At 69.0% G+C, this 13,075-nt stretch carries 11 protein-coding genes; 5 read left to right on the top strand and 6 right to left on the bottom strand.

The window, feature by feature from the left end; genetic code table 11:
• Window positions 1-592 (top strand): NAD(P)/FAD-dependent oxidoreductase (locus LzC2_RS05925; protein WP_171184773.1); only part of this gene is annotated, 592 nt, incomplete at its 5' end.
• Window positions 593-599: 7 nt separating this feature from the next.
• Here the strand turns inward: LzC2_RS05925 and LzC2_RS05930 are convergent.
• Both LzC2_RS05930 and LzC2_RS05935 read right to left on the bottom strand, forming a co-directional pair.
• Window positions 600-1,628 carry a zinc-dependent alcohol dehydrogenase family protein gene (locus tag LzC2_RS05930; protein ID WP_171184775.1) on the bottom strand — a complete coding sequence of 343 codons (1,029 nt, stop codon included), beginning with the start codon at window positions 1,626-1,628 and terminating at the stop codon, window positions 600-602.
• A gap of 29 nt (window positions 1,629-1,657) precedes the next feature.
• Window positions 1,658-2,548, bottom strand: a complete 891-nt coding sequence (locus LzC2_RS05935) for a PDZ domain-containing protein (protein ID WP_171184779.1) — start codon at window positions 2,546-2,548, stop codon at window positions 1,658-1,660.
• Between the two features lie 77 nt (window positions 2,549-2,625).
• On the opposite strand from LzC2_RS05935, the gene LzC2_RS05940 reads away from it, so the two are divergent.
• Complete coding sequence (locus tag LzC2_RS05940) at window positions 2,626-4,110, top strand: sulfatase-like hydrolase/transferase (protein ID WP_171184781.1); 1,485 nt, start codon at window positions 2,626-2,628, stop codon at window positions 4,108-4,110.
• 104 nt (window positions 4,111-4,214) lie between these two features.
• Here LzC2_RS05940 and LzC2_RS05945 read toward each other — a convergent pair whose 3' ends face one another.
• Window positions 4,215-5,687 (bottom strand): hypothetical protein, encoded by a 1,473-nt coding sequence (locus LzC2_RS05945; RefSeq protein ID WP_171184783.1) that lies wholly within the window; start codon window positions 5,685-5,687, stop codon window positions 4,215-4,217.
• A 149-nt stretch (window positions 5,688-5,836) separates the two neighbouring features.
• Window positions 5,837-6,730 (bottom strand): bifunctional DNA-formamidopyrimidine glycosylase/DNA-(apurinic or apyrimidinic site) lyase, encoded by an 894-nt coding sequence (gene mutM / locus LzC2_RS05950; RefSeq protein WP_171184785.1) that lies wholly within the window; start codon window positions 6,728-6,730, stop codon window positions 5,837-5,839.
• Between the two features lie 17 nt (window positions 6,731-6,747).
• Here mutM and LzC2_RS05955 point away from each other — a divergent pair, with 17 nt between their 5' ends.
• Window positions 6,748-8,292 (top strand): DUF1598 domain-containing protein, encoded by a 1,545-nt coding sequence (locus LzC2_RS05955; protein WP_171184787.1) that lies wholly within the window; start codon window positions 6,748-6,750, stop codon window positions 8,290-8,292.
• A 171-nt stretch (window positions 8,293-8,463) separates the two neighbouring features.
• Window positions 8,464-9,141: a 3-keto-disaccharide hydrolase gene (locus LzC2_RS05960; RefSeq protein WP_171184789.1), complete on the top strand. Its 678-nt coding sequence runs from the start codon at window positions 8,464-8,466 to the stop codon at window positions 9,139-9,141.
• A 103-nt stretch (window positions 9,142-9,244) separates the two neighbouring features.
• Here the strand turns inward: LzC2_RS05960 and LzC2_RS05965 are convergent, their stop codons facing one another.
• Both LzC2_RS05965 and LzC2_RS05970 read right to left on the bottom strand, forming a co-directional pair.
• Entirely contained in the window at window positions 9,245-9,904 is a 660-nt protein-coding gene (locus LzC2_RS05965; protein WP_171184791.1) for a DUF2238 domain-containing protein, read from the bottom strand.
• A gap of 54 nt (window positions 9,905-9,958) precedes the next feature.
• Window positions 9,959-11,020 carry a thioredoxin family protein gene (locus tag LzC2_RS05970; RefSeq protein WP_171184793.1) on the bottom strand — a complete coding sequence of 354 codons (1,062 nt, stop codon included), beginning with the start codon at window positions 11,018-11,020 and terminating at the stop codon, window positions 9,959-9,961.
• Between the two features lie 437 nt (window positions 11,021-11,457).
• Between LzC2_RS05970 and gpmI the strand changes: the two genes are divergently transcribed.
• Window positions 11,458-13,071: a 2,3-bisphosphoglycerate-independent phosphoglycerate mutase gene (gpmI, locus tag LzC2_RS05975; protein WP_171184795.1), complete on the top strand. Its 1,614-nt coding sequence runs from the start codon at window positions 11,458-11,460 to the stop codon at window positions 13,069-13,071.
• Window positions 13,072-13,075 lie beyond the last annotated feature (4 nt).

Here is a 13,075-nt window from a genome sequence, read left to right on the forward strand (position 1 = left end):
GTCGAACGCCCCCGGCAGCCGCGTGGGGGCGGGGGCCGAACTGGCGCCGGGGGCGTTCGACGCCGACTTCTTCGATCCCGGCACGATCCACATGGCTGTCGCCGGGGGCGGTTACGTCGGCGCGACGATCACCGAAGGCGGCGAGTTGAACCTTGCGGGCGCCTACGATCTGTCGTTCCTCAAATCGCGGGGCGGTCCGGGAGCGGCGTCGGCGGCGATCTTCGCGGCGGCGGGCTTCCCCGTCTCCGACACGATGGCGACGGCCGCGTGGGCCGGCACCCCGCCGTTGACCCGCACCGCGGCCGACGTGGCGGACGACGGCGTGTTTCTCATCGGCGATGCGGCCGGGTACGTCGAACCGTTTACCGGCGAGGGGATGGGCTGGGCCGTCGCCTCCGCCCGCGCCGCCGCGGACCCGGTCGAAGCCTTCCTGAAAGGCGACCCGACTGCCGAAGAGCAATGGCGAACGGCCTATCAGCGGCGCGTCGGACGACGCAAAGGCTGGTGCCGCGCGGTCGCCGTGGCGACCCGCGCGGCGCTGAACCGGGCGCCGATCCTCGCGGGGCCTTTGGTGCGGCACTTGGCGGGGTGACGACGGCTCAGCCGCCGATCGTCACCACGACTTTGCCGAAGTGCGAACCGCTTTGCAGGTGCTTGTAGGCGTCGATCGCTTCGTCGAAGCCGAAGGTGCGGTCGATGACGGGGCGAATCGCGTTGGCGGAGAGGTGCCGGTTCAGGGCCGCGAACATCTGCCGACTGCCGACGTAGATGCCGTCGATCGACAGCCGTTCGAAAACGCAGGGCAGCGGGTTCACGGCGCCGCTGGTGCCGGTCAACACGCCGATCAGACCGATATGGCCGTTGAGGGCGCAGGCTCGCATGCTCTTCTCCAGCGTGCCCGGTCCGCCGACCTCCACCACGTGATCGACGCCGCGGCCGTCGGTCAGCTTGCGGACCTCTTTGTGCCAGTCGGGAGTGGTCTTGTAATTGACCGTTCCGTCGGCGCCGAGTTCCTTCGCCCGCTCCAGCTTTTCATCGCTGGAAGAGGTGATGTAGACCGTTGCCCCGGCCGCTTTGGCGAGTTGCAGAGCGATCGTGCTGACGCCGCCGGTGCCGAGGCAAAGCACGCTTTGGCCGGCGGTCAGGTCGCCTTTGACGAACAACGCCTGCCACGCGGTGACCGCGGCGCAGGGCAGGCAGGCGGCTTCCTCGAACGACAGATGCTCCGGGATCGGCAGCAGCGCCCGCTCCGGAAAGAGCACGCGCTCGGCAAGCACCCCGTCGATGCCGCCGCCGTAGGAACTCCGCATCTCCTGCTCGGTCGGGTCGCCGGCGATCCAGTCGCGGAAGAACGTGTTCACCACGCGATCGCCGACGGCGAAGTTCGTCACGCCCTCGCCGATCGCGTCCACGACGCCCGCCCCGTCGGAGAGCGGCACGCAGGGGAAACTGTCGTTTCGCGGATAGCCGCCGGCGGCGACGATCGTGTCGCGGAAGTTCAGGCTCGCGGCCCGCATCGAGACGAGAACCTCGCCCGGACCGGGCCCGCCGTCGCCGCCGGGGTCGGGACGTTCGACGCGTTCGATCGCGTCGGGACCGCCGTCGGAAGTGACGAGATAAGCCTGCATAGAAACGCTGAGGGGATCGAAGGGGCGGGTCAGCGACGGGGGATCCCGCCGCGGGGTTGTGGGGCACGGTACAGAGGATCGAGGCCGTAACCGCTGTCGTAGCGGGGGGGGCCGAGCGGGTTCACGCCTGTTCCGAAGCCGGTGTCCGGGCCGTAGAGCGAACCGGCGCCCGGCCGCGGGCGGTAGGGGTCGCCATACCCGGATTCATAGCCGGGCGGGCTGGTCGGTCCATACCGACTCACGGGCCGGACCGTGACGGTCGTGATCTGCCGGGTGCGATGGTCCTGGACGAGCAACTCGGCGTCGCCGGTCGGGGAGAGACGTCGGGCGAGTTCCACGCCGAGCGGATAAACCCGCGGACCGTTCGGCGTGCTCACCACGCCGACCTGATAGCCGCTGACGGTCAAGATGCGGTCGCCCCGCTCCAGGCCGGCTCGTTCCGCCGGCGTGCCTCGGACCACGTTGGTGACCAGTACCCCCGAGGCGGTGTCCGTCCCGCTGACGCCCAGCAAGACCGGGCTGTCGTCCGGGTCGAACCCGGGCAAACCGCCGGCGCCGGGGACGAGCCGGGTGGAAGGGATGTCTAACAGCGGGGAGACCGGCTGGCCCGACGGGGGGCTGTACTCGTAGCCGTTCGATGGCCCGGGGACCGCTCGCGGGTCGGGCGCAGACCTTGGATCGCGGACCTCGCCGGGCCTCTCGGCGGGGTCGGGGGTGAAGCGACGGGCGTCGATGCCGTCCTCCCGCACCCGCGCGTCCCCGGTGGGGCCCTCCTCCGGGGCCGAGAGGCCGTCGGGCAGCTCCGGCAGTCGCGGCGGTTCCTGAGCGACCGCCGCGGACGGGACGAGCGTCGAGAGAGCCGCGACGGCCAGCGAGGCGGCGAACGTCGCGACCGGCCGGCGGGGAACGGGGCGGAACATGGAACCGGCGGGGCGTGCGGAGACGAGCGGGGGACGGCATCATCCTACCCGCCCGCCCACGCTGATCGGAGCGCCCAATGCCGCGTTCGTCCCTCGCCGTTCTCCCCCTGCTGCTCCTCGCCGGACCGCTATACGGCGACGAAACCAGCCGAGTTGCGACGCGGCCGAACATCCTGCTGCTGATCGCGGACGACCTCGGCTACGGCGAATGCGGCTTCCAGCACGGGCCGGGGACGAAGTCGGTCAAAGCGGGCGGCGTCGGCGCCGTGCCGACCCCGCACCTCGACGCCCTCGCCGCGGACGGCGTGCGGTTCACGCAGGGCTACGTGACGGCCTCCTACTGTTCCCCGAGCCGGGCCGGGCTGCTGACCGGCGTGCTGCAAACCCGATTCGGCCATGAATTGAACCCCGTCGGGCCGCACAACGAACATCCCCTCGCCGGGTTGCCGATCGGTCGCAAGACGCTCGCCGATCATCTCCGCGGACAGGGCTACGCCACCGCATTGATTGGCAAGTGGCACCTCGGCGGGCATCCCACGGCCCATCCGCTGCGGCGGGGCTTCGATCGCTTCTGGGGCTTCCTGCACGAGGGCCACACCTACGCCGATCCGTTCGCCGGACCGCCGGTTGTCTCCTTTCTCCGTCGCAAGACGCTGCCGGACGGGCGAACCGACGGCGTCTGGGAAAGCCCGGACGGTCGCCTGTTCCTGCACACCGGCGCCCCGATCAGCGAACCGCCCTACGACGCGAACAACCCCGTCCTCGCCGACGGCACGCCGGTCACGCCGGAGGGCTATTTCACGCACGCCATGACCCGCGAGGCGGAGCGGTTCCTCGACGACGCCGCCGGTCGCCCGTTCTTCCTGTGCGCCAGTTACTCCGCCGTGCATTCGCCGATGCAGGCGCTGCCGGAGGATTACGCGGCGTTCGCCCACCTCGACGATCCGCAGCGCCGGGTGTTCGGCGGGATGCTCAAGGCGATGGACGAGAGCGTCGGGGCCCTCCGCGCCTCGCTGGAGCGTCGCGGTCTGAGCGAGAACACGCTCGTCCTCTTCCTCTCCGACAACGGCGGCCCGACCGCCGAACTGACCAGCACGAACCTGCCCCTGCGCGACGGCAAGGGGAGCCTGTACGAAGGCGGAGTCCGGGTGCCCATGCTGGCCGCGTGGCCGGGCGTCTTGCCGCAGGGGACGGACTTCGAGGAGCCGGTGTGGAGTCTCGACCTCACCGCGACCGCTCTCGCCGCGGCGGGCGGGGACGTGCCGAAGGAGTGGGACGGCGTCGACCTGCGACCTTGGATCAACGGGCCGATGGCGGGGGAACGCGATCCCCGGACGTTCGCTTGGCGGATGGGACCGAAAGCGGCGTTTCGGTACGGCGACCTGAAGGCCGTGCGACCGTCACGCGACTCGGAGTGGGAACTCTATGATCTCGCCGCAGATCCCTCGGAGAGCCGCGACCTCGCCGCGGAGCGACCCGACGATCTCGAATTGCTGGTTGCAGCCGTGTGGGGCAAGGAGGAAGCGAAGATGGTCCCGCCGCGCGACTTCAAGGCTCGGTGAGACTTCAAGGTTGGGTGAACGGACAGCGAAAGAACCAAGGCCCGGGACTCTCCCGGACCTTGGTTCTTGATCTCTTGGTCATTGAAGCTTCCGCGAAGCGGACTTCACTCCGCCTCGTAGGCGCCGCTGAACATCGTCAGGGCCAGGTGGGCCGGTTCGCCGGGACCCGGGGTGCCGACGAAGCCGATCCCGCCAAACAGGGTGTGCGAGACCGTCATCGACTGCCCGCTGACCCGGCAGCGGGCGCTGAAGGGCTGGTCGATCAGCGAGCGGCAGAAGGTTTCGATCTCCACGCAGGCGACCGGGTCGACGCTGTCGGTGTTCGACTCGCTCGGGCAGGCTTTGGCGGAGGTGACGACGCCGAACAGCAGGCCGTCCGCGGTGGCCCGGCAGTCGCCGGTGACCTTCAGGGAGCAACCGGCGTTCGGAACGGTGCAGACGGCGGCAAAGGAGCCGTCGGCGGCGACGGCGATCGTCACGGACTGATCGTTCAGCGTGCGGGTCCAGCGACCGACCGGCAGGCCGGGGTTCGCCTCGACCGGGACGGCATAGGAGGCCGAGCTGATCGAAGGAGCCGGGCTGACGGCGGCGGTACGAACCACGCCGTAGGTCTGGCCGCCGTACAGGCCGGGCGGCTCGTAGGCGATCGGGTAGGGAGCGGCGAGCGACGCGGTGGCGTGCCACTCGGCGAGGGCGCCGGCGTCGCCGGATTCGCACTGCGTTTTGCAGGGGCTGATCTCGCGGGCGAGGGCGCCGGTCACGCCGTCGGGGCAGGGGCCGCCGTCGCATTCAGGGCCGCGACAGGCGGTTCCGCACGCGGCCAGGCACCCGGTCCCGCAGACGGACGGGCCTTCGCTGCCGCAGACCGACGGGCATTCGGGAGCGGAAACGGCGGTGATGAACGCCTTGGAGACGGTCGTGGAGCCGCACACCGAGAGCGGGCAGGCGTCACCGTTGCAGGCCGTGAGCCGCTTGGGGGACGGCGGGGTGTCGGCCGACGAAGCGGAGCAGACGACAACCGCGGTGGACGGAGTCGCCTCGCCGCAGGTGGCGACGGTGGCGGTCGCGGGCGCCGGCGGGGCGTTGCAGGCGAGTGCCGTACCGCACTTCGGCGGGGAGCAAGGGACGTAGCTGACCATCGGTGAGTTCGCGATCTCTTCGCAGGCAGCTTTGCGAGGAGCCAACTTCGCCTTCCAGACCATCAGTTTGGCAGCCGAATCGTCCGGGAAGAGCGTGCGGACCCGCTTCGCGGTGGCGAGGGCGGCGACGAACTCCCGGCTGCGCAGCTGGTCTTTGCAACGGTCCGCCAAAGCTTTGAAGCTCTCTTCGCAGCAGCCCATCTCTTCGCAGCAGGCGGAGCCGGGGCCGGTGCAGGTCGCGGGGCAGTCTGCCGTCGGGCAGGCCGTGGCGTCAGCCGTGCGGGCCGGGATGGCGCAGCAGCCCGCGTTGGCGGTGCAGGCGGCCGCGTCGGCGGTGCAGGCGGCGGCGGAGCAGGCCGGCGGAGCGGGAGCCGCGGACAGGGCGTCCGAAGCGGCGACGCCGATCGCCAGGATGGCGGCGAGTTTCAGGGCGTTCATCGGAGGTCTCTTCCTTGAGACGGGGGGAGGGTGGGTCACGACCTCGTCTGCCCGGCGTCCTCTGAGCGTACCGGGCAGCCGATCGGGCGGTCGCGCTCGCGTCTTCGCATAGAACCCTCCGCGCGCGAACCCCGGGTTCGCCGCACACGTCACCGCTGGCAGGCGGGGCAATGGAACGTGCTGCGTTGCGCCTGCACGGTGCGGACGATCGCCGTGCCGCAGCGCGGGCAGGGGACGTCGGCTCGTTGATAGACCCGGTGTTCGTTCCGGTAGCGACCCGGATCGCCGAGGGCGTTCATATACGTTCCGTCGGACAGCGTGCTGCCTTCGTACTCGATCGCCTCGGTCAGCACCTCGACCGCCGCGGCGGCGAGCATTCGCACCTCTTCCCTACTCAACCCGTTCCCGGGCCGATCCGGGGCGATGCGGGCGTGAAACAGCGCCTCGCTGGCGTACAGATTGCCGATCCCCGCGGCGACCTTCTGATCGAGCAACGCGACCTTCACCGGCCGAGCCGTCTTCGCCAACGCCGAACCCAGCGACGCCGCCCATTCCTCGGGCGACAGCCGCAGCGGGTCCGGCCCGAGCTTGTGCGGACCGAGGTGCGTGTCCAACTCGCCCGGTTCGTACAAACGCACCGTTCCCAACCCGCGACGATCCCAGAACCGCAGCACCGGATAGCCCTCGCCCGAACCTGTCGCCGAATCGACCGCCGGTCCGAGGTGCAATTCGAGCCGGACGTGATCGGTCGTCGGCGGAGCGCCCAGCAGCATCAGCCCGGTCATCCGCGGCTCCACCGCGATCGCCCGGCCGCCCTCCAATCGCAGCACGACCCGCTTGGCCCGGCGCTCGACCGCCTCGATCATCTTTCCCCGCACCCGGGCCGCGAGCGATGACAGGGAAGGGGTGAGGCTGATCGGCCGCAGCGGCTGTCCGGCGGCGTTCGTGCCGCCGCTGGGGCGTTTGACCGCCGTAATCGTCCGGCCGACGGCGTGCGGCCGCACGCCCCGCACCATCGTTTCAACCTCGGGCAGTTCCGGCACGGGCGACGCGGTTCTCGGTGGACGGGCGGCGAGGTGGGGGAAAACGGACGAGCGCGATTTTAGCGGCGGGTCATGCCGTCGAGCCGGGTGGCCGTCATCTGCGACAGCGTGCGGGCGGCGGCGACGACAGTCTCGCCGGCGGTTCGCTCGCCAACTTCCAGCCGCTGATCGACCTGATTCAAGCTACCACCGGCGGAATCGACAACGGCGGCGGTTGGGAAGAGATCGACGGCGAGGGCGGGGCCATGGAAGAGTACGACAGCGGGGTGCGGGTCGACCCGCTCGGCAAGATGGCCGCCCTGACGGTTCGTGAGCGGGCTGATCGCCTCGAAGCCCTCGGCCTCGCCGCCTCCGCCGCGACGCTGAACGAAGACCTCGCCGCTCGCTCCGATCTGCGGCTCGTTTCGCTGCGGGGTTTGGAAGCAGAAGTCGCCAGCCGCCTCGCCGAAGGCCGGGCGCTGCCCGGTTCGATGCGGCACCTCGCCGGCCTCACGCAGGTGAAGTACGTCCTGCTGGTCGAGCCGACCGCGGACCAACCCGGCGACATCCTCCTCGGCGGCCCCGCCGCCGGCTGGAGCACGGACGACGCCGGTCGCGTCGTGACGGACGAGGGGCGTCCGGCGTTGCACCTCGACGACCTCGTCACCGTGCTGCGGACCTTCTCCGACAACGGCAGCGGCATCTTCCAGTGCCTGATCGTTCCGCGTCAGGAAGGGTTGAAAGCCGTTAAAGAGTACGCCGAAGCCTCGCAGGCTCGCGGCCCGCTGTCGGGCCGTTCGGCCACCCGTCAGTTCGTCGCCGGTCTGGGCCAGGCGCTGGGCGAGCAGGACGTCGTTTATAACGGAGTCCCCGCCGAAAGCCGCGTCGCCCGCGTGATCGCTGAAGCCGACTACCGGATGAAGCTGATCGGCATCGATAAGGTGCAGGGCGCCGGCATTCAGAGCTACTTCGACCTGCTCGGCGCCAGCGGCGACACCTCCGGCGTGCCGATGAAGGCCCTGCGGTGGTGGCTGACGACCGACTTCGATGCCGTCCTGCACACCGAAAACCGCGACGTGTTCGAGTTCGTCGGCAGCCGCGTGCTCTGCAAAAGCGAAGACGAGTTCATCAACGCGGACGGCACCCGGGAGCACACCGGCCAGAGCAGCCCGGTGAACAGCCAGTTCGCCGCGGACTTCACCGCGAAGTTCGATCAGCTCGCTCTGGAAGATCCGGTCTTCGCGGAACTGCAGAACGTGTTCGATCTGTCCCTCGCCGCGGCGTTGATCTCGCAGGAGAACCTGGGCGAGCGGGCCGGCTGGACCGGCGAGGCGTTCGCCAGCGAAGCCCTGTACCCGGTCGCCGGCGGCGCCGAAATCGCCACGGTCGACACCGCCGTCAACCACCGCGTGTATCGCGGCGGCGAGGTCGTCGTGCAGGTGGCCGGCGGCGTCCGCGGCGACCTGAACCGCGTGCTGGCGGACTCCGAGGTCTATAAGACCGGCGTGCGTTTGCAGAACAAGTTCAACGACGGCGAACTGACCCGTCCCGACGGCCGTTGGTGGTGGGACGCGGCGAAGTGAACCGCTGAATCCCCGTCGACCCGGGCATCGACGCCCCGGACGCTCCCGCGTCCGGGGCGTTTTTATTTTTATATCGTCGCGGCACCGGGACGCCGGACGTCGTTGCATCCGCCGATACGTTCGGGACAATGCGCATCCGTTTCAAATCCTGAGTCCTACAACGACCATTCCATGCGACGCTTCGCCCCGCTGCTGACCTCCGCCGCTCTGCTCGCCTTTGCGCTGACGCCCGTCGCCCAGGCGGACCACCACGAGAAGGACGGCGAGGACGGCTTCACCGTGCTGTTCGACGGCAAGACTCTCGACGGCTGGGAGCAGCGGAACGGAACCGCGACCTATAAAATCGAAGACGTGGACGGCGCCCCGGCGATCGTCGGTCGCACGGCGAAGGGCAGCCCGAACTCGTTTCTGTGCACCAAAGAGAAGTACGGCGACTTCATCCTGGAATTTGAAGTGAAGCTGCCGACGAAGAACCTCAACAGCGGCGTGCAGATTCGCTCCAACAGCAAGGGCGGCACGACGGACGGTCGCGTGAACGGACCGCAGGTCGAGATCGAAAGCAGCCCCGGCGACGCCGGCTATATCTACGGCGAGGCGATGGGCGGCTGGATGGACCCGCCGAACCAGCACCCCAAGCAGAACACCTTCAAGAACGGCGAATGGAACAAGTTCCGCGTCGAAGCCAAAGGCGACAACGTCCACACCTTCGTCAACGGCGAGGCCGTCTCCACGCTGCAAAGCGACAAACTGCCGGAGGATGGATTCATCGGCCTGCAGGTGCACAGCTACCGCGGCGACGAGACCGGCGTCGTCATGTGGCGAAACATTCGCATCAAGCCGTTGAAGTAACCCGGCGACGACCCGTCGACGAGCACGGCATTAAGAACGACCCGGACGCGACTGGCGGCCGGGTCGTTTTCTTTGATGAACCAATCGCCAGCGGCGGCCGCTCTCAAGACGGAGCGGCGGGGCGTGCAACGCGATCCGAACCCGTCCGCCGGGCCAACGCGACCGATGCCGGCAACGCCAGTAGGGCGCCGAGTCCCGCGAGGAACATGTCCTTCTGGGCGTCCCACTCGTCGCCCTGCAAGCCGTTGTAGCGGTCGGCGTAAGCTGGGTTGAGGATCGCCGTCAGCGACCACTCGAACACCTCATAGACCGCGGCGATCGCCAACAGCAGGCAAACGCCGAAACCGGTCGCCCAAGCGGTTTTCATTCCGCCGAACCGGGACGCCAGTTCGCTCGCGATCGGCGCCAGCAGCAGGCCGGAACAAAAGTGAACGAGCCGATCGAAGTGGTTTCGTCCCTCCGGCCCGCCCAGCGAGAACCACGTCAAATGCTCCCCGCCGGGCACGGTCGAGTAGAGGAACCGGGCCGCGACCGCGTGCAGCAGAAAGAAGACGGCGACGCCGGCCGCCGCCGGGCCGGAGATCCACCCCCGCCGTCCGCCCAGCCAAAGCCCTCCGAGCACCAGCGGCGTGGCGAGGTGCTGGAGAAACTGCTCCCACGGATGCGGCGGGGCGATCGCGGAGAGAACCGTGATCGCCCCCACCAGCGCCGCGAACCGCCCGGGCCAGGGCGTGGGGGAGCGGTTCGATCGCGGGGAGTTCATCCCCCCACCCTGACCGTCCCTTGCCCTGACCGGCAAGGGACGAACGCTCACGCTTTAGGAACCCATCAACGGGTCGTCGTCCGTCTCAGCAGCGGTCTTCGCGACATCCGCGGCGCTCGGGTAGATCCGCTGCGGCAAGGCGTGGCCGGCCGGGTCGGCGATAAACGCCTTGCGGCTCGCTTCGGTGGCGTGCAAATACAGGTTCCCTTCGTAGAACGCCGCGAACTCCGCCCGCCCCGGCACCGCGCGGGCGGTGGTGGAGAGCAGGTGCGGGTCGTACCCGCTGAGCTGCGGGGCGTACCGGCTGGGGTTCGCACGGAACTTGGCCAGCGTCGCGGCGTCCTTCAGGTGATAGGCGACGCCGCCGAAACTCCAGGCGAACTTCGCCTCGCCCTTTTCCCACACGCGGCCGTCGATCAGCGAGACCGGGCAGTACCCCTTCAGACCCAGTTCGATGCACCCGGGACCGCGGCGACGGGCCCATTCTTCCAGCAATTCGGCCGGATCGCCCGGCTCGCATTTGGGACATTCGAGCAGGTCGGCGGCGTCGGTGGCGGGCAGGTGAGCCGCGACGCGGGAGAGGCGACCGGCGTACCCCGCCGCGTCGGTCGGACCGACGGCCCGCGTGAGCAGGGTGCCGTCCGCCTGCAGGAAGACATCTGCCGGCAGCGCCGTCACGCCGAACTCCTCGGCGAGGTCTTCGTGTTCGTCCACATCCACTTTGACGCCCACCACACCGTCGCCGCCCAGTTGGGCCAGCACGGCCGGATCGCCGAGCACATTGTGCTCCATCTCCTGGCAGGGCCGGCACCATTCCGCATGAAAGTGCAGCACGACCGGGCGGCCCGTGGCGCCGGCGGTGACGCGGGCGGTCTCGACGTCCTCGACCCAACAGCCGGGCTGCGGTTTGCCGTCCGGCTCCGCTTCGGCGATCGTCGATCCGATGCCCGCCGGCCGCAGGGTTGTTTCGGGGGCGACGGTCGAAACGCTCGGCCGATACCCGGCGGTTCGCTCGGCGGGCGGTTTTTCGCCGGCGACGAGGGACGAGGCGCTGAGAACGGTCATCGTCGCGACGGACGAGACGGCCCAGCGGGAGAAGCGGGGAACGGGGGGCATGCCGAGGCGGTACCGCATACGGAGTCTGCTCGCGTTCGGGAGAGAAGGCCGCCCCGGTCCTTGGGGCGAAAGAGGCAGTCCAGGGCGACCTGGCAGGTTGTGCGGGTCGCAAAGCTGAGTTTGATTGGCGGGGACGATACGGTTCCGCGCGACGCATGCAACCGAATGATGGGCGTTTTCCCGAGCGGCCCCGCAGGGGCGCCCTCTGCGGGGGCTGCTGGAATTGCCGAAGGTCTTGCTGGTTCAGGCTCTACGGCTGATCGAACTTCTCATCACGGGACCGGAATTTCTTTTCGAGCGAGCCGCCGGATCGCATCAGGGAACGCGGATCAAACCGCTTTCGCGAACGCGACCCAGTGCGGTTGCGAGTCTGACGGACGAACCGAAGATGTCGGCGCGTCCCGCTCTCCCGTATCCGTTCCGATCGCCCGATCCGCATGTCCGCCTCGCACCGCCCCGTCGTTTTGATCATTCGCGACGGATGGGGCCATAACCCTCGGGCCGATCAGGACTTCTGCGACGCCACCGTGCAAGCCGCCACCCCGGTCGGCGATCGTTTGCTGGCGGACTACCCGCACGTGCAAATCAAGACCAGCGGCACCGACGTCGGCCTCCCTCCCGGCGTGATGGGGAACAGCGAGGTCGGCCACCAGAACCTCGGCGCCGGGCGGATCGTCGACCAGGAACTGATGCGGATTACCAACGCGGTGGCGAGCGGAGCGTTTCTGGAAAACCCCCGATTGCTGGAAGCGGTCAACCGGGCGAAGAGTTCCGGCAAGGTCGTGCACCTGCTGGGCCTGCTGAGCGACGGCGGCGTGCATAGCCACATCGACCATTGTCTGGCTCTGATCGATCTGTGTGCGCAGGCCGATCTGCCCAAGGATCAACTCGCGGTGCACGTCATCACGGACGGTCGGGACACCGCCCCGACCGGCGGCGCCGGCTACGTCGCCAGGGTCGAAGAGAAACTGGCCGACCTGAACTTCCCGCCGGTCGCCAGCGTGGTCGGTCGGTTCTATGCGATGGACCGCGACTTCCGTTGGGATCGCGTGCAAAAGGCGTACGACCTGTTAGTCGGCCGCGGCGGGGATCCCGGGGAGAGCGCCGGCGCCGTGCTGGCGAATTACTACGAGAACCCCACCGAGCCGGAGCGATTCGGCGACGAGTTCGTCGCCCCGCACTACACGGACTATTCGGAGGGCGCCGGCCCTCTGAACGGCGGACGCATCGCCGACGGGGACTCCGTCATCTTCTATAACTTTCGCGGCGATCGCCCGCGGGAGATCACCAAGGCGTTCGTGCTCAGCGACGCCGAGTGGGCGGACATCAAGGGCGGGGGCTTCGACCGCAAACCCGTGCCGAGCGACCTCTATTTCTGCACGATGGCCCGCTACGAGACGGGCTTGGAAACGGAGGTCGCCTTCGAGAAACCGCCCAAAATGGAGGGCATCCTCGGCGACGCCGTCAGCGCCGCGGGCCTCACGCAGTATCGCTGCGCGGAAAGCGAGAAGGCCCCGCACGTGACCTTTTTCTTCAACGACTATCGGGAAGAGCCGTTCACCGGCGAGGTCCAGCAGGAAATCCCCAGCCCCCGCGACGTGAGCACCTACGATCAAAAGCCTGAGATGAGCGCCCGCGGCGTGACGGACGCCGTCTTGAACGTCATCAACAACAGCGAAGCGGACTTCGTGCTGGTCAATTACGCCAACGGCGACATGGTCGGCCACACCGGCGTGTTGGAGGCCGCGGTGAAGGCGGTGGAGGTGGTCGACGGCTGCGTCGGCGAGATCGTCGACGCCACGCTGGCGAAGGGCGGGGCGCTGGTCGTCACCGCGGACCACGGCAACTGCGAGCAGATGGTGGACATCGAGTCCGGCCGCCCGCACACCGCCCACACGACCTACGACGTGGACTGCGTCGTCGTCGCGAGTGACGTCGAAGGTCGGAGGTTGCGAGAGGGCGGCCGCTTGGCCGACGTCGCCCCCACCGTGCTGGACCTGATGGGCGTGTCGAAGCCCGAGATGATGACCGGCGAGAGCCTGCTGGCGTGACCGC

Source organism: Alienimonas chondri, from assembly GCF_013036045.1.
GTDB lineage: Bacteria > Planctomycetota > Planctomycetia > Planctomycetales > Planctomycetaceae > Alienimonas > Alienimonas chondri.

Coding starts and splice junctions, on each gene's coding strand:
- LzC2_RS05930 (WP_171184775.1), bottom strand. CDS start 1,628: ATGCAGGCTTATCTCGTCACTTCCGACGGCGGTCCCGACGCGATCGAA.
- LzC2_RS05935 (WP_171184779.1), bottom strand. CDS start 2,548: ATGTTCCGCCCCGTTCCCCGCCGGCCGGTCGCGACGTTCGCCGCCTCG.
- LzC2_RS05940 (WP_171184781.1), top strand. CDS start 2,626: ATGCCGCGTTCGTCCCTCGCCGTTCTCCCCCTGCTGCTCCTCGCCGGA.
- LzC2_RS05945 (WP_171184783.1), bottom strand. CDS start 5,687: ATGAACGCCCTGAAACTCGCCGCCATCCTGGCGATCGGCGTCGCCGCT.
- LzC2_RS05960 (WP_171184789.1), top strand. CDS start 8,464: ATGCGACGCTTCGCCCCGCTGCTGACCTCCGCCGCTCTGCTCGCCTTT.
- LzC2_RS05965 (WP_171184791.1), bottom strand. CDS start 9,904: ATGAACTCCCCGCGATCGAACCGCTCCCCCACGCCCTGGCCCGGGCGG.
- LzC2_RS05970 (WP_171184793.1), bottom strand. CDS start 11,020: ATGCCCCCCGTTCCCCGCTTCTCCCGCTGGGCCGTCTCGTCCGTCGCG.
- gpmI (WP_171184795.1), top strand. CDS start 11,458: ATGTCCGCCTCGCACCGCCCCGTCGTTTTGATCATTCGCGACGGATGG.